This window comes from Weizmannia acidilactici (assembly GCF_008974225.1).
Taxonomy (GTDB): domain Bacteria; phylum Bacillota; class Bacilli; order Bacillales; family Bacillaceae_C; genus Weizmannia; species Weizmannia acidilactici.
This window is the reverse complement of sequence record NZ_BKZR01000005.1, coordinates 73,299-88,725: the sequence shown is the minus strand read 5'-3', so window position 1 is coordinate 88,725 and position 15,427 is coordinate 73,299. Positions and strand designations below refer to the sequence as shown.

At 45.9% G+C, this 15,427-nt stretch carries 14 protein-coding genes, 1 pseudogene and 1 riboswitch; of the genes and pseudogenes, 6 read left to right on the top strand and 9 right to left on the bottom strand.

Annotation, left to right across the window (positions count from 1 at the left end; translation table 11 throughout):
- Positions 1 to 140 precede the first annotated feature (140 nt).
- Positions 141 to 1,436 carry a TIGR02679 family protein gene (locus GBH70_RS03100; protein ID WP_151679654.1) on the top strand — a complete coding sequence of 432 codons (1,296 nt, stop codon included), beginning with the start codon at positions 141 to 143 and terminating at the stop codon, positions 1,434 to 1,436.
- Between the two features lie 505 nt (positions 1,437 to 1,941).
- On the opposite strand, the gene GBH70_RS17070 is transcribed toward GBH70_RS03100, so the two are convergent.
- From GBH70_RS17070 to GBH70_RS03085, 5 genes are all read right to left on the bottom strand, one after another.
- Positions 1,942 to 2,775 carry a YhgE/Pip family protein gene (locus GBH70_RS17070; RefSeq protein ID WP_371862193.1) on the bottom strand — a complete coding sequence of 278 codons (834 nt, stop codon included), beginning with the start codon at positions 2,773 to 2,775 and terminating at the stop codon, positions 1,942 to 1,944.
- The gene (locus tag GBH70_RS17065; RefSeq protein ID WP_253693397.1) at positions 2,667 to 3,644 is read right to left on the bottom strand and encodes a hypothetical protein; all 978 of its coding nucleotides are present in this window, start codon (positions 3,642 to 3,644) and stop codon (positions 2,667 to 2,669) included. Before GBH70_RS17065 ends, GBH70_RS17070 begins: the two co-directional genes overlap by 109 nt.
- An 8-nt stretch (positions 3,645 to 3,652) precedes the next feature.
- Entirely contained in the window at positions 3,653 to 4,867 is a 1,215-nt protein-coding gene (locus GBH70_RS17060; RefSeq protein WP_253693393.1) for a YhgE/Pip domain-containing protein, read from the bottom strand.
- Positions 4,868 to 4,945: 78 nt separating this feature from the next.
- Positions 4,946 to 5,521 carry a TetR/AcrR family transcriptional regulator gene (locus GBH70_RS03090; protein WP_151679653.1) on the bottom strand — a complete coding sequence of 192 codons (576 nt, stop codon included), beginning with the start codon at positions 5,519 to 5,521 and terminating at the stop codon, positions 4,946 to 4,948.
- A 193-nt stretch (positions 5,522 to 5,714) separates the two neighbouring features.
- Positions 5,715 to 7,262, bottom strand: coding sequence for a multicopper oxidase family protein (locus GBH70_RS03085; RefSeq protein ID WP_151679652.1), 1,548 nt, complete (start codon positions 7,260 to 7,262; stop codon positions 5,715 to 5,717).
- A 120-nt stretch (positions 7,263 to 7,382) separates the two neighbouring features.
- On the opposite strand from GBH70_RS03085, the gene GBH70_RS17765 reads away from it, so the two are divergent.
- The 4 genes and pseudogenes from GBH70_RS17765 (at position 7,383) to GBH70_RS03065 (ending at position 10,327) form a co-directional block, all read left to right on the top strand.
- Positions 7,383 to 7,463, top strand: coding sequence for a hypothetical protein (locus GBH70_RS17765; RefSeq protein WP_151679675.1), 81 nt, complete (start codon positions 7,383 to 7,385; stop codon positions 7,461 to 7,463).
- Positions 7,464 to 7,593: 130 nt separating this feature from the next.
- Complete coding sequence (locus GBH70_RS03075) at positions 7,594 to 7,848, top strand: hypothetical protein (protein WP_151679651.1); 255 nt, start codon at positions 7,594 to 7,596, stop codon at positions 7,846 to 7,848.
- A gap of 101 nt (positions 7,849 to 7,949) precedes the next feature.
- Positions 7,950 to 8,260: pseudogene (locus tag GBH70_RS17955) on the top strand (IS1380 family transposase); the annotation flags it as partial.
- Positions 8,261 to 9,307: 1,047 nt separating this feature from the next.
- Entirely contained in the window at positions 9,308 to 10,327 is a 1,020-nt protein-coding gene (locus GBH70_RS03065; protein WP_151679649.1) for an asparaginase, read from the top strand.
- Between the two features lie 190 nt (positions 10,328 to 10,517).
- Here the strand turns inward: GBH70_RS03065 and GBH70_RS03060 are convergent, their stop codons facing one another.
- From GBH70_RS03060 to GBH70_RS03050, 3 genes are all read right to left on the bottom strand, one after another.
- Positions 10,518 to 10,676: a PTS lactose/cellobiose transporter subunit IIA gene (locus GBH70_RS03060; RefSeq protein ID WP_216643734.1), complete on the bottom strand. Its 159-nt coding sequence runs from the start codon at positions 10,674 to 10,676 to the stop codon at positions 10,518 to 10,520.
- A 193-nt stretch (positions 10,677 to 10,869) separates the two neighbouring features.
- The gene (locus GBH70_RS03055; protein WP_151679648.1) at positions 10,870 to 11,835 is read right to left on the bottom strand and encodes a 2-hydroxyacid dehydrogenase; all 966 of its coding nucleotides are present in this window, start codon (positions 11,833 to 11,835) and stop codon (positions 10,870 to 10,872) included.
- A 92-nt stretch (positions 11,836 to 11,927) separates the two neighbouring features.
- A complete protein-coding gene (locus tag GBH70_RS03050) occupies positions 11,928 to 13,034 on the bottom strand; it encodes a 5-methyltetrahydropteroyltriglutamate--homocysteine S-methyltransferase (RefSeq protein ID WP_151679647.1) in 1,107 nt (368 codons plus the stop codon).
- A gap of 137 nt (positions 13,035 to 13,171) precedes the next feature.
- A riboswitch (SAM riboswitch) is annotated at positions 13,172 to 13,274 on the bottom strand.
- A 168-nt stretch (positions 13,275 to 13,442) separates the two neighbouring features.
- On the opposite strand from GBH70_RS03050, the gene GBH70_RS03045 reads away from it, so the two are divergent.
- Entirely contained in the window at positions 13,443 to 14,084 is a 642-nt protein-coding gene (locus GBH70_RS03045; protein ID WP_151679646.1) for a Bax inhibitor-1/YccA family protein, read from the top strand.
- Positions 14,085 to 14,114: 30 nt separating this feature from the next.
- On the opposite strand, the gene cypC is transcribed toward GBH70_RS03045, so the two are convergent.
- The gene (gene cypC / locus GBH70_RS03040; RefSeq protein ID WP_151679645.1) at positions 14,115 to 15,377 is read right to left on the bottom strand and encodes a CYP152 family fatty-acid peroxygenase CypC; all 1,263 of its coding nucleotides are present in this window, start codon (positions 15,375 to 15,377) and stop codon (positions 14,115 to 14,117) included.
- Positions 15,378 to 15,427: the final 50 nt, after the last annotated feature.

Here is a 15,427-nt window from a genome sequence, read left to right as displayed (position 1 = left end):
AAAGCGGATTTCGCTGTCATTATAAACATAGCCTTACGAAAATTGTTCTTGAATCCTTATGGGTGACAAGATTGAATTTCCGTCCAATAAGCTGCTTTTTAGATTTATTAAGAATGATCATGATGGAGGAGTTTGCTTTTATGAATGACCCGATTGAAATGCTAAGGAAGGAACCGGGGATGCTGAAACTTTTCCGCCTCTTTAAAGAAAAATACCGTTCGCTCGGCCATGTCGGAGGCACGGTCAGCCTTTCCGGTTTTTCACAGAAGGAACTGGAGGCGGTTGCCGGGCTGATCGGCACTTCCCCTGATTCGCTATCGGAAAAAAAGAAAATTTCTCTGCGTACGTTTGAAAAAGCGCTGGCACCGACCGTTTTCGGGCAGTACCGCTTCGTGGACTTGCTTGGAGCGGTGTTACAGGAGAAAATTTTTTCAAAAGCGGAAGAAGGGGAGATGGAAAGACTAAAAGAGGAGCAATTTATTGAAACGCTTGCCGGAATAATGCCGGATGGAAAATGGTGGTGGGACCGGATTGCCAAAAAGTCTGCCGATACACGGTTTATTTGGAGTGCGTACAAGCAGGATCAGGATGCGCTTTTAGGACAGTTGAAGACCGTTTTCGAAGCTTACAAGGCGCTTCCTGCAGAAGACGCGTATGAACGCATTCCCTTGTTTGCCCAGCGCGTAACGGGCAACCCGCATTTCTTTGACAATAATCGGTTTGAAGGCAGGCTGCTCGTCCATTGTTTGTACGTGGACCAGCTCCGGAAAGGTCTGATTGACGCGATGCCGAAAACGACGGAAGAACTGAATGAATTGTTTGGAAATTCCGGGCTGATGCGCGATGATTTGTGGAGTTTTGTGACGTGCCGCGGGTTTTTGGCGGAAACGGAAAAAGGGATGCACCCGGTTTGGCAGGCAGCAGCGGAGACGGGTACGGTAATGAATGTGCCGGTAAAAGAATTGCTGCATGTTTCAAGAATTTGGCCGCATGTGGGCAGGAAAGTTTGGATCATCGAGAATTCCAGCGTGTGCTCGACACTGTTGGATGCAGTGCCCGATGCGCCTGTCATCTGTACGCACGGCCAGTTTCGAACAGCGGCCTGGATCGTGCTGCAGCTTCTTGCCGCGTCCAACTGCACGTTTTATTATTCCGGCGACCTTGATCCGGAAGGTGTGGCAATGGCGCAGCGACTGCACGACCGTTTCCCGGGTCGTACGATTTTTTGGCGGATGGATGCGGATGCTTATGGGCAGATTTTATCGGATGAAGACATTTCCGGCCGGCTTTCCAAATTGGATGTTGTAAGTTCCCCTGAGCTGCTGCGGCTGGCTGATGAAATGCGGGCAAAGAAAAAAGCCGGCTACCAGGAAGGGTTGGTGGACATGCTCGTGGAGGATCTGAAAAAAGCATTGGTGAACGAAAACGGAATTTGAGGAAACGGAAAAGCGGAAATGGCCGGGTGCGGAATCAGCAGAGTGTCCTGGAAATAAGTGGGGATTTTGAAAGCTTCAAACCGGGATTTGCTTTCCCCTTGTCCTTGCGCTCTGTTCTGTTTTACGGAATCGGCGAAACAGCTTAAAATATCAGCGGAGTGCCAGGGAAAATCGGCGAACACCCCAAAAAAATCGGCGGAAAGTCCCCGGAAATCGGTGAAACGGCATAAATGCAGACAGAAGAGAAGCAAGAGCCATCCCGGAACGCCTAAAAAATGGCCGAATGCTCCGTAAATGCGGCCGGCCGCCCCGTTCTGTTTTACGGAATCGGCGAAACAGCTTAAAATATCAGCGGAGTGCCAGGGAAAATCGGCGAACACCCCAAAAAAATCGGCGGAAAGTCCCCGGAAATCGGCGGAACAGCAAATTCCGGTATGAATACAGCTTTTTCGCTTAAAAAAAGTAAGACTGCCTGACATTTATTGCCAGGTAGCAACAATTGTCTTTAAACTTCAGCTGGAATCGCATGTTCATGCAGCTGCCTGTACTGGCGGTGATAATGGATCAGAAAATACAGAAGTGTGAGCAGTTCGGCGGCTATAATGTAAATCAACAAGATGCCGGCATTTTGCCACATGGCGCAGTAATCGCCGCTTGAAATAACGGCTTTAAATCCGCGCACACTGTACGTCATCGGCCGCAGCGGGTTAAACCACTGGATAAATTTTGGAATCACTTCCAATGGAAAAGTTCCGGCACTGCTCGTCAGCTGCAGGATTAAAATCACGATCGCAAGGAATCTGCCAGGATTCTGCAAATAAGTAACCAAAAATTGGATCAGCGCCATAAATGTTAAACTTGTTAAGATCGAGAACAAGATAAACAACGGAACATTTTTAACATGGATGCCGACACCAGCCAGAATGATCGTATCCGCAATAACGGATTGCAGGATGCTGACCATCAACAGGACGTTCAATTTACTGAAAAACCAGCTGAAGCCGTTCTTCGGAATGCCTGCTGATTCAACGAGCGGGTAGACGATCGTCAAAATCAGCGCCCCGACAAAGAGCCCCAGAGACAAAAAGTAAGGTGTAAAGCCGGTTCCGTAATTCGGCACCCGGTCGTAATGCGTTGTGTTGAGGCTGACAGGATCAGCCATCATGTTGTAAGTTTTGTTGTTTGCCTGAACGGCGCTTGCCGTGTTGGCAGCGTCTCCTAATTTATTTTTTAACTCCTTTGTGCCGTTTTTAGTTGTTTCGCCCCGTTCGACAAACTGCCGGAACCGCCGGCCAGTTGTTTCGTTCCGGAAACAAGATGTGAAGCTCCGGTTGCTAATTTTTCGGTTCCGGACGCCAGCGTTCCGGTTCCGTTTGCAAGCTTGGCCGTTCCGCCGGCCAGTCGGGTTGAACTGGATTGTAACTGTTTCGTGCCGGAAGCGAGGGCATCAGCTCCGTTTTTAAGATCCGAGGAACCGCTCACAAGCTGTGAAGACCCGGATTGCAATTGGCTCGTGCCTTCTGCCAGTGCCGTTGATCCGTCAGCCAGTTCCCCTGCTCCGTTTGCAAGTTTTCCCGAACTGCTGTCGATCTGTTCCAATCCGCTTGCCAGTTTCACTGCGCCCGTATTCACATCGGCTGCCCCCTCGCTTGCTTTTGCCAGATTCGGGATCAAATCTTGCTGCAATCCGGCAATATACGTCTGTTCTCCATCATTCAGTTTTGCAGCCCCGCTGTTTAATGCGGCAGCCCCTGCGTAAAGCTGGCTTAAGCTGCTTTTGACAGTCGTTTTGGAGGCATCCTGGCCGTTTTCAATATTGGCGTTCAGCTTTGAAATGCCCGCACTGAGCTGATCAAAAGCCGGATCGGTTTGGATTGAAATGTTTGAAGCAATCGTATCCTCAGATGGAATTGCACTTGCAGCTGCTTGTTTAATCTGGTTAAACGAATCGCTTAATCCGGCGCTGATTTGAGCTTGTAATTGTTCCTGCAATGTTTGCTGCTGGCTTTTGATTCTATTTTCGGCGGATTGCTGCAACTGTTTGATTTGATCATCAGATATAGTTGGATTCGCCTGTTTAGCAACTTTTTCCACAAGGTCATCTGCTTGTTGGACTTGTGTGTCAATCATCGCCGAGGCAAGATTCTCTGCCAGGCCGGCGCTGATTTGGGACTGTGCCGTTGTAAGCTGGCTGCTCATTTTTTCCATGGTTGAATTCAGCTGGCTGGACAGATTTTTTGTCCTGCCGGCAAATCTGTTTTCATCTGCGTGACGCCTGCCTTCAGTTGGAATGTCCCTTCTAAAAATTGCGCCGGGATTTCAGTCTCTGCTTTTTCCAGTTCCGACTTTAATTCGCTGCTGCCGGATTCCAGGCCAGCCGCCCCGCTTTGCAGCTGCTTGGCGCCTGCCAGCAAAGACTGGCTGCCAGATGTGGCCAGTTGATTTAACCCGGTTTTTAATACAGATGTCCCGGAAGCGAGTTTCTCTGCGCCTGCTGTTGCGTCGGAAATGCCTTTTGTAAAAGTGATGGAACCGGAAGCGATTTTTTCAAGATTCTCTTTTAGGGCTTGTGCGCCGGCATTGACCTGTCCGGCCCCGCTGTTTAAAGAAACCGCACCTGCATATAATCTGCCTGCACCAGTGTTCAAATCTTTTGCTCCGTTATTTGTTTTCACAATGCCTGCCTGCAGACTGCGCATGCCGCTGTCTAAAGAGGCGGCACCAGTGTCCGCTGCCTTCGCCCCGTTGTTTACTTTTGCGATCCCGTTGTTTAAAGAAACTGCGCCGGAAAACAATTGGCCGGCACCTTGTTTTAAAACGGTTACACCATTATTGAGTTTTACAGCCCCTTTATTGAGTTTCGAGGCGCCCGTGCAAGCAGTTTTAAAACCATCTGCCATTTTTTCGGCAGTTTTGAACATCGTTTCCGCATATGTTTTTGAAATTTCGTCTGCCATCTTGTCTTTCACTTTCAACATCGCGGTTTCACCGATTTGGCTGGACAGGAAGTTATAGCTGTCGTTAGGCAAATATTGGAGCTGGAGTTTCTTCGGATTCTTGTCCATTAAAGTGGTTGCGTTTTTGGAAAAATTCTCCGGGATTTTCACAACCATATAATACTTCCGTCCGTCTATCCCGTCCATGGCCTTTTTTTCCGAAACAAAGTGAAAATCAAAGGCATCGCTTTTCTTTAAATTTTTCACTAAGTCATTTCCGAGGGTGAGCGTTTTCCCATCCATCTTTGCCCCCGTATCCTGATTGATGACCGCAACCGGCAGCTTGTCCATTTTTACGTATGGATCTTTAAAAGCCCAGAGAAACATGCCGGCATATAAAATCGGCGCTAAAATAACGGCAATGAGTGGAATAAGGATTTTCGGGTCATGAAAGATTTGTTTTAGCTCTTTTCCAAATAAAGTAAAGCCATTCATTTTGAATGCCTCCATAAATAATTGACTAAAATAGTCATTTGGTCATTTGTGGGTAAAAATAAGAAATCATGAGCAAAGCTAATGGTTGTCCATTGATAAACCTTTGAAAATGTAAAGTTCAAACAGCTTTGAAATTTCTTCTTTTGTCAGGGGAGGATGATTTTTCTCCCAATCAAAAATCAGTGCGATATACATTTTTAGTATAATGAAAGCAGTTAGTTTTGGATCGCACGGCAAAATATCCTGTTTTCGTATCGCCTCTTCAATGTACTGACTGATGTAGTTGAGAATGGATTCTTCCACATAGCGCAGCGCCTCCACCACTTCCGGCGTGCCAAGCTTTACCTCCTCATACAATTTGATTGCCAATTGGTGTTTGAACCGGTACTCCAGCATTTTATAAAGCGCGCGGTGGACATTTTCATTAAATGTAAGGCGCTCATCTATTGTTTCTTCAGCTGAATGCTTCATTTCGGCAATCAGGCTTTCCATAATATACTGGAGCAGATCCTCTTTGTTTTTAAAAAAAGTATAAATGGTGCCTTTCCCGACGCCCGCCCGTCTTGCTACCTGATCCATCGTGGTAGCTTTATAACCAAATTCAGAAAATGATTTTGCTGCTGCTTCAATGATCAGCTTTTTCCTGTCTGCCATAGGACCCCCCTCTCTTTCTCGACTGAATGAATATTTAAGTCAAACCGTTTTTGTGTTGTAAAAAAAACAGTGGTATGAAACCGATTTCCGATTTCAGTATAGCAGAGAATGGAAGAAAAATGATATTACAATTTATTTAACATTAATATAAAAGCCGGGCAAATGTTTGGACTTGCCCGGAACTCGATTGCCGTTACCCGGCGCTTTCTGGATCAGTAATTTTTAACGGCCGCATCATATCGTTGTCTTCGTGTTCCAGAATATGGCAGTGCCACACATAATCGCCGGCAAACGGGGCAAACCGCATCACGACCCGCGTGATCTGTCCAGACGGTGCAGCCACAGTATCTTTCCAACCTCGCTCATTCGGTTCGGGCGACACGGCAGGGCCAGTGTACACGATGTGGCCGGTTTCATTATATAAATCCAAATCAAACGGGCGGCGGTCCAAAATCTGGAACTGGACAAGATGGATATGGATCGGATGCGTGAAAGCCATTGGATTCACCAACGACCAAATTTCCGTTGTACCGAGGCGTGGCGTTTCCGTTACCGGATCCATCCATCTTTTGTTGTCCAGAAGCAGTAATGGCCGGCCGTATTCATCGGCGGAACCGGCCAGCTTTAAATGCCGGATTGCCTGAATATTACTGTATGAAGGGGACGGGATAGAAGATAAAGACTGCGGGATTTTGCTTGTATCTTTTTCGGAAAGCGGAAGGGTGACCCTGAACTGCATGACGTCGTCGGTTTGGTCGGATGGGTCGGCGTTCGGGCCAAGGTCATTTTTTAGTGTAATCATTTGGCCGGAATATTTCGAAAAGTCGATAATGAGATCAGCTCGCTCAGCTGGTTCAAGTGTCAATTTCTCCAATCGGGCCGGCCGCCTGAGTAGACCGCCGTCCGTACCAATTTGGAATAATGGCTGCCCGGCATCCAAATATAATTGGTAAGCGCGCGTGTTGGACGCATTCACAACCCTGAACCGGTATTTCCGCGGCTCTACTTCCAAATATGGCCATACTTTTCCGTTAACAAGAATCGTATCGCCGAGGAAAAACGGAACAACAGACGGATTTGGCGTTTCCGGCGTCGGATTGGCCGGCTGCTGCGGGTAGAACAGGGAACCATCATTGTTAAACGTCCGGTCTGTGATCATGAGTGGAATCTCATAAGCGCCTGATGGCAGATTGAGAGATTTTTCTTCCTGATCGCGGATCAAGTACATGCCCACAAGTCCCGCATAGACATTGAGACGCGTTATTCCGATTGCATGGTCATGGTACCATAAAGTGGCGGCGCGCTGTTGGTTGTTGTATTCGTATATTTCCTTTTTAAAATATGGGCCGGTTTCTCTGAAATTGGGGGTAAACCAGGCTTCCGGGTAACCGTCGCTGTCCGGCTCGGTTTCACCTCCATGCAGGTGCACGACCGTCCGCACTTCGGGAAGGTTTGTTTCCATGCCGTTTAAGATCGTTGTATCAACCGGGAGAATATGTCTCCGCGGCAGGCGGTTCATCCATTTGACCCGGATTTTTTCCCCGCGCGCGACATCGAACAACGGCCCAGGAAAACTGCGGTTATATCCCCATAATCTTGTCGGCCTTAAGTCACGGTGCAGCTTTTGCCAGAATTCATCCATTGTTACCTCATAATAAGCAATCCCTTCTTCTTTTCGTATCGGCTGGATGGTTTTAAGCAGCGGCAGATGGTCAACAAACTTCTTCAGATTTGGGCTCAAACTTCCCACTCCCATTCGGTTAAATTATACATTTACAGTAGACTATGAATCATGGAGGCTTTTGGATAGGGACAGATGCAGTATGCTATAATAAAAAAATAGCGGAATGGAAATCCGGACATGGTGATTGAAATCGTTTTGCCATCCACTGCAAAGAATGATAAGGTCGAAAAGTTTAATCTGTATGAACGGGCTGGTTGAAAAAAATTGTGAGCGTCTTTATTTTTGCAAAGTGAACCATAGATACGGCCGGGGCTGTGTACACGGAAGAATAACCGGTTGAATGTTCGGTGCTGGTTGATTTGTGAAAAGTGTTTAAGGGGATTCCTGGATGAAAACGAAAAAACGAAATCCATATACATTATTCGATCACATATTTGCAATCGCCATTGTTGCTTGTATGGTACTTTTGTTATTTGCCGTTCCGTTTTTGTGTTTTTATTTTCTGCTGCAGTTTGTTTCCCTGACTCTTTATGTGGAAATGAATGCTGCACATATTTGGGGTAAGATGGCCATTGCAGCCAAATTCTTCATTTTTGCTTGCGCAGCTGCTGTCATTGCAGATGTTATTTTTACAAAAACCTGAATCCGTGACGAAATTTTCACACAAAGTCATACAATTCGCTTAAAATCTAGTATAATATGGGCACAAATCCAATTTAACCAATTCCACAATCAGGTGATCTTGTGAAAAAGTTTATTATAGAATATACAAATGAACGGATTGTTGCCCAATCTGGATTATTGTAGGAAATTTACTAGATCAAACAAATTTAGCTTCAAAGTTAAATGCCTATAAACTGCCGCGGATTTCCAGAAATCGCAGCTGCTCCAATGGCGATGTAGCCAAATCCTATATCGGCCTGCTTTGTCAGGGGAAAAGCGATTTTGATCATATTGAAACATTCCGGGATGATGCCTTCTTTCAACTGGCTTTGGATATCCAAAGGGTTCCTTCCAGCCCGACTTTAAGGCAGCGTCTAGACCAGGCTGCCTTGACGAAAAAGTGGAAAGAGATCCTGCATGAAGAATCACTGAATCTCATCCGCCGGACAAATGCTGAAATCAGCCCTGTTTACACCAAAGACAAGGCATATATACCGGTTGACCTAGATGTCTCCCCATTTGACAATTCCAAGACGAAAAAGGAAGGCGTGGAAAGAACCTATAAAGGCTGTGACGGTTACGCCCCCATGTTCGCTTACATCGGGCAGGAAGGTTTGAGAGAACAGGATGCCCCTCTGAAAAAGAGAGCCACGAGGAGGAGAATTAGAACCGTCATCCAGAACATGATCATCATGGCTTCGAAGCTGGTTACCAGGGGCGCCAATGGAAACTAAAAGTCAGCTTAACCAACAAATGGCGTCCAACCTTTGAGCGCCTTTATTATGCTTTTTTCTAATGCCGGCATGAAATTCGGAGTTGACAGAAAAACTTGCAAAAAATGGAAACGGCAAGTTTATTTGGCATGCCATAAAACTGCTCAAATAGTGTACATTCATAACTTACCAATGAAGCAAAATACAATAGAACAAAAAATCAGTTATTTTTCGAAATTCAGCTTGGAAAACCTACCTACGAAAACCATTCATTAGGTTTTCGTCACGGATTCAGGAAAAATTATAAAAATCCGTTCGGGAAAAGGCATAAAAGGTGTCGTTTCGGAAATGACCCTTATGTTTTTGTATTTCTATTTATTTGTAAAAATCTATTGTTTGCGGGTGAACGGCATTTCCGTTCAGCAAAAAGGAACCTTATTTCTTTCGTTTATTTTGCTGTTTTTCTATTTAATGATCAATGTAATAGCTTTTGCGGCGAAAAAGCAATATAAACATCACGGTAGAAGCAAACATTGGGAGAAAATTTTTAATCATTTCAAAACGGGAACCCCTTAAGTTGCAAGTTTAGAGCAGCTTAAGGGGTTCCAATGTAGAGGAATTTAATGGTAGACACATAAAAAGAAATTGATGTTCCTATTGAAACAATTTATAATACATGTATTACATTGAGGTTTACATACAAACGAAAATGAAGGTGTGACATGGGTGAAGAAAATTTTATTGTTGGCAACGGGTGGGACCATTGCTTCGGTTGAAGGGGATGAAGGGTTGAAACCGGGCCTTTCGGGTGAGGATCTGCTGAAGTATTTTGAAAATACATTGTTGTCTGTGGATGTGACGGCCCGGATTTTAATGAATCGCGATAGCACGAACATGCAGCCGGAGCACTGGGTGGAAATGGCGGAGGCCATCGCGGAAAACTACGGACAGTATGACGGTTTTCTCATTACCCACGGTACGGATACATTGGGGTATACCGCGGCGGCTTTATCATATATGCTGCAGGGTCTTCAGAAACCGGTCGTGCTTACGGGTTCGCAGGTGCCGATCAGCTTTAAAAAAACGGATGCGAAGAAAAATTTAACCGATGCGCTCCGGTTTGCATGCGAGGATATTGGCGGGGTATTTGTCGTTTTTGACGGGCGTGTCATCATTGGCACGAGGGCAGTGAAAATGCGGACAAAAAGCTATGATGCGTTTGAAAGCATTAACCATCCATATGTCGCTTACATCGATGGGGAAGAAGTGCGATATATTTGGAAACCGGCGCCGGCGCAGCAGGAATTTAAGGTGGAAACAAGCCTCTGCACGGATGTGTTTTTATTAAAATTGCATCCCGGCACAAAGCCGGAGATTTTTGATTTTTTGAAAGACCATTATAAAGGCATTATTATTGAGAGCTTCGGGAACGGCGGTGTGCCGTTTGAAGGGCGGAATTTGCTGCCGAAAATCAAGGAACTGACGGATGCGGGCATTGCTGTTATGATTTCAACGCAATGTCTGGAAGAAGGGCATGATTTGTATCTGTATGAAGTTGGGAGAAAAGTCGCACAGTACCCTGTCATCGTTTCCGGCGACATAAACACGGAAGCAATCGTGCCGAAATTGATGTGGGCCCTCGGGAAAACGAAGGATCCCGCACAAGTGAAAAACATCATTGAAACGCCGATCGCTTATGATTTATCGGCAGAATGGGGTAGAAGCGGAATGAAAATACAGCAATAGCCGGCTGTAATAAAAAATATCCGCGAATCCGAGGCATTTATCTGCGAATTCTCCAAGCTTACTCGTTTATCTGTTCAAGTGAAAAAACGCGGCCAGGCTTTAAGCCATAGGCCGCGGATCTTTTTCCAGATGGTGGATACGTTCTCTTCCAGTTTGTGGATGACTTTATATTCGCTATGAGACGTTTGATTCATTGCAATTCAGACTGAGCTGTCATCACATGGTCCTGGGCGTGGATCATCAGAAGATTCGGCGCATTTTGGCCGGCCAAAGTTTCTTTCTCTGCCAGTTTCAGATGGCGTCCGGCTTTATCAAAGTCAAAATTGCTCGGCGGTATCCAACGCTTCATATGTTCCACCTCTTGCGTTGCCACCATGTTAAATCAATGAAATACCGCTTCTTCATTATCCAACAACGTTCACCTTCCTCTTTTTATAGACGTAAGCGGAAGGGCGGGCGGTGATTACAGCCTGTTTTACTGGTGAAGGTACCGCCCGGGTTTTGCAGGAATGGGTCAAAAATTTTTTGGGCCGGTCGTCTTTTCAAATTTGAAAGATTTCCCGGTTAATCAAACTCGGCGGGCATTGTCCGAGCAGCCCTTTTGTTAAATTTTCAACGGCCAGTTTTGCCATCGCATAGCGCGTTTCGTGCGTGGCCGAGCCGATATGCGGCAGTGTGACGACATTTTCCATTTTTAAAAGCGGGTTATCGGGTGAAACGGGTTCCTGTTCGAAAACATCCATCCCTGCGGCATAGATTGTTTTACGCTCAAGCGCCCTGATTAAAGCAGCTTCATCAACGGTCTGGCCCCTTGACCCGTTCACGAAGACGGCCGTTTTTTTCATAAGCCTGAATTCGCGTTCCCCGATGAGATGGCGGGTTTCAGGCGTAAGTGGCGTCATGAGGCAGACAAAATCGGACTTTTGCAAAAGCTCATCCAGCCCGCAGTATGTTGCGCCATATCTATTTTCTGCCTCCATATTCCGTGAACGGTTATGGTACAAAATGTTCATGTCAAAGCCGAAATGTGCCCGCTTTGCGATTTTGCCCCCGATTCTGCCCATGCCGATGATGCCGAGCGTTTTATGGTGGACGTCGATGCCGTACTCGGCCTGCGAAACCGGCGCTTTCCATCTTCCTTCTTTGACAAACCGGTCGAGTTCCGTAAATCTCCTTGCGGCGGCAAGCATCATACCGAAGATGGTGTCCGCCGTCGTATCGTCCAGGACGCCAGGTGTGTTTGTTGCCATAATGCCGCGTTTTGTCAGCTCGGGGATGTCCAGATTATCATAGCCGACTGAAATATTGCTTACAATTTTTAAGTTGGGCGCGTGGTCCAGCAGCCCGCTGTCCACCCGGAGTCCGGACCCGAGCAGCCCTTCCGCTTCCTTTAAATCGGGCAGAAGATCCGTATATGTATGGCAGTCCGGTATATGTTTGATTTCAAAATGCTCCCGCAGAGATTCAATAAGGTCTTCTGGCATTGCGCTGTATACGATAACTTTCATGATAACCCCCCTCTGTTTCTGATCGTGAATATGGAATATTCTTATTTTACCATAAAAAACAAAGCCTGGTTCTCAGGCTTTGTCAAAATCAGTTACCCCCAAATTTCTTTTGCGGTCTCCACGATGTATTTTAACTTTTCCCACTGCTGCGCTTCTGTTAAAAGATTGCCGTGGTGGGTGGAGGCAAATCCGCACTGGGTACTGATGCAGAGCTGTTCAAGCGGAACGTATTTGGCAGCTTCCTGAATTCTGGCTTTGATGGTTTCTTTGTCTTCAAGTTCGCCTTTTTTGGAGGTGAAAATCCCGAGCACGACTCTCGGGCCGCCTTCCGGAACATATTTTAACGGTTCAAAGCCGCCGGAACGTTCATCATCGTATTCAAGGAAGAACCCGTCCACTTTTTCTTTTGCAAAGAAACTGGGAGCAATCTTATCATATGGTCCTTCAAAAGCCCAAGTCGATTGGTAGTTTCCGCGGCATAGATGGGTTGTAACAACCAGGTCTGCCGGTTTGCCTTCAAGAACACCATTTGCAACCCGTAAAGCCAGGTCGATTAATTTTTCTCTTTCCAATTCACTGTCGGAAAATGGAAGTTTTGGTGAACAAAGGCCGGCAACATAGACATCATCAAGCTGCAAGTAACGGCAACCGGCATCATAAAAAGCTTTGATTGCATCCCGGTAAGCTTGAATGATATCTTTTGCATATTCTTCAATATCCGGATAAATTTCTTCATTGCGAATGCCTGCATTGAAAAATTGGTTTGGACTTGGGATGGTCATTTTTGCAATCGCTCGATCACCAACAATTTCTTTAAACTCTATAAAGTCTTTCAAATGTGGATGATCAGGATTAAAGGAAACTTTTCCGGTTACACGGACATCATATGCTTCTGTTTCAACACCGACAAATCGATAACCATGTTCAGGGATGTAACCTTCTACCCCGTTTAAATGTTCCATGAAATCCGTATGCCAAAATCTCCGTCTAAACTCGCCATCGGTAACAGCTTTTAGTCCAATTTCAATTTGTTTATCAACAATTCGTTTAATTTCTTCCGTTTCAATTGTTCTTAATTCCGCCGCAGTAATGGTTCCTTCTTGAAATTTTTTTCTGGCCTCATGGATTCTTTGTGGCCGAAGTAAACTCCCTACATGGTCTGCTTTAAATGGTGCTTTCGCAATGGTTTTTGTTGTCATTGTTTTTCCCTCTTTCTGCAAATTTTTTAAACCGGCTGCTGTGCGCAGAAAGAAATTGCTTTTATGTACGGCCGTGCAATAAAAAAACCTCTTCTTGGCATAAGAAGAGGTTAGGATGCGAAATGAAACCGATACTCTTCTTATCTTCAAGCAATTTGCTTTCTGGAATTGGCACAGTTCTTCAAAAAGACCGCTGCCGAGGCTTCAAAGGGCCAGTCCCTCCACCTCTCTGGATAAGAATTTTTTTAAAATTATTTAATTTACTATCATTTTAAATGTTTTAAGTGATTTTGTCAAGATGAAAATTAGTTTAATTTTAAAAATATAGGCGGTAAAATTGGGTACAAAAGATTGAAATATAGGGCCGGTTAAAAATATAATAAATAGTAAGTAAAGAGGAGGGATTTTATGGAGGCCTTACAAACAAGGCAAAGGTCGATGTTCCAGAAAGTGCTCTGGGTATTTGCCGTTTCGCTGCTGTTTGCGACAGCAGGTTTATATACGGGAAGATTCGTGCCGCCGGGGTTAATGATGCCGCTGATGGTTGCGGAAGTGGCCATGATCATTGCCGCTTTTTGGCTGAGAAGGCGGAAGAGCGTCGGCTATTTATTTGTCTATGCGTTTACGTTTATATCCGGCATTACGACGTACCCTGTCGTTGCTTATTATGCATCCGTGGCCGGAGCTGAAGTGGTACTGCTCGCTTTCGGTTCCACCTTTGGCATTTTTGCCGTCATGGGTACAATCGGCGCGGTTACAAAAAGGGACCTCGGCTTTTTAAGCACGGCATTGCTCGTTGCATTGCTGGCGCTCATTTTCATCGGGATTTTCAGCATTTTCAGCCCGCTTACTCCAACCGGCCTGCTGGCGTGTTCCTTTATTGGTGCAATTGTTTTTTCCTTGTATATTGTATATGACTTTAACCAAATGAAGCACCACAGTATAACGGAGGAAATGGTTCCGCTTTTGGCTTTAAATTTGTATTTGGATTTTGTAAACCTGTTTATTAACATTTTGCAAATCCTCGGCATTTGGGGAAGCGACGACTAAACTGGACGGATTTAAAGAAAGCGCCCGCCATTAAACGGCAGGCGTTTTCTTTTTCACATTTTGTATGATAAAACCGCTTTCCGGCAATGTCGGGATTTTATTCAGCGGAATGTTTAAATTTTGCGCCGGGACATCATAATCAATTTTATTGACAAGAAAATCAAGGGTAGCTTTCATGATTTCCAGCGTAATCCCTTCGCCTGGGCAGCGGTGGCCTCTCGACGGATCCGAACCGCCGTGGGGAATAAAATTAAACAGGCTGCCGTTCCAGTCCCGGAAACGTTCCGGCCGAAACACATCAGGATCCCCCCAAATCTTTTCATCATGGTTCGTGCCGTACATATCGAGCAGCACAAGCAGCCCTTTTTTAAACTCATAGCCGTTCCATGTAAAATTTTTGCGGACTTTTGCGCCTAAGAAAGGGCCGAATGGGTAAAAACGCCTGACTTCCTGGGCAAACCATTCGATGCGTTGTTCGTCCCCGCCTTCTAACCACCCTTTATAGCGGGGATGCTCAAGTAAGGAAAGGGCTGCAAAGGTAATGAAGGTGGCAATTGCGGTGATCGGGCGGAGCACATTGATCAGTTCCACGGCTGCTATTTGCGCATCGAGCTGCCGGCCGTCTTTATCCCGGTACAGTGCCATTTCCTTTAAAACAGAACCATCTTCGGCTTTTATTTTGTCTGCACGGACATCTTCAATAATGCCGCGTACCCAGTCTTCCGCGCTCGTTCTTGCCATTCTTCCTTTCCAATGCCGCGGCCCAACAGCCCCGAAAGCGTACACCATATCCATAAATTCCTGTGCCCGTTTCCCGGTCTCCTCTTCCCGGAGCGGCACACCGGCCCAGCGGCATGCGGCCCGGCAAAGAAGGTTTTTTGCTTCATCAAATAATACGATCCTGACGGCTTTTTCCCATTTTGGGATGCAGGCTTCCCATTCCGCTGCTGCCATTTGTGCGAGTCGCTGCTGTGCATCAGGCCCCATTAGCGACAAAAACAAAGCTTTTCGGCGGATATGTTCTTTCCCGTCCAATGTCTGGATCGCATTTTCCCCGAACAATGTTTTCTGTACACGTTTCGGGGCAGCTCCGTTCCGCTTGAATTTTTCCGGATCGTAAAAAATTTTTACCGCTTCTTCGCCGCTGATGCAGACAGCTTTTTGTCCAAGCAGGCGCGTTTCAAACAAATTTATCCGATACTCATCCGTCCGGTTTTTAATATAGAGGTAGCCTTCCTTCAAAAGGTCAATTGTATCATCTATTGTTTTTTCATTTGGGATTTGTTCAGCCATCGTATTTCTCCTTTTTTCCATTTTTCACTTTTGTTCCATAAGCCCGGATC

Bases quoted from the DNA above. Each gene is read 5' to 3' on its own strand.
- GBH70_RS03090 (WP_151679653.1), bottom strand. From the start codon at position 5,521: ATGGCAGACAGGAAAAAGCTGATCATTGAAGCAGCAGCAAAATCATTT.
- GBH70_RS03050 (WP_151679647.1), bottom strand. From the start codon at position 13,034: ATGACAACAAAAACCATTGCGAAAGCACCATTTAAAGCAGACCATGTA.
- GBH70_RS03045 (WP_151679646.1), top strand. From the start codon at position 13,443: ATGGAGGCCTTACAAACAAGGCAAAGGTCGATGTTCCAGAAAGTGCTC.
- GBH70_RS17060 (WP_253693393.1), bottom strand. From the start codon at position 4,867: ATGAATGGCTTTACTTTATTTGGAAAAGAGCTAAAACAAATCTTTCAT.
- cypC (WP_151679645.1), bottom strand. From the start codon at position 15,377: ATGGCTGAACAAATCCCAAATGAAAAAACAATAGATGATACAATTGAC.
- GBH70_RS03075 (WP_151679651.1), top strand. From the start codon at position 7,594: ATGAAAACGAAAAAACGAAATCCATATACATTATTCGATCACATATTT.
- GBH70_RS03055 (WP_151679648.1), bottom strand. From the start codon at position 11,835: ATGAAAGTTATCGTATACAGCGCAATGCCAGAAGACCTTATTGAATCT.
- GBH70_RS03060 (WP_216643734.1), bottom strand. From the start codon at position 10,676: ATGAAGCGTTGGATACCGCCGAGCAATTTTGACTTTGATAAAGCCGGA.
- GBH70_RS17065 (WP_253693397.1), bottom strand. From the start codon at position 3,644: ATGGAAAAAATGAGCAGCCAGCTTACAACGGCACAGTCCCAAATCAGC.
- GBH70_RS17765 (WP_151679675.1), top strand. From the start codon at position 7,383: ATGGTGATTGAAATCGTTTTGCCATCCACTGCAAAGAATGATAAGGTC.
- GBH70_RS03100 (WP_151679654.1), top strand. From the start codon at position 141: ATGAATGACCCGATTGAAATGCTAAGGAAGGAACCGGGGATGCTGAAA.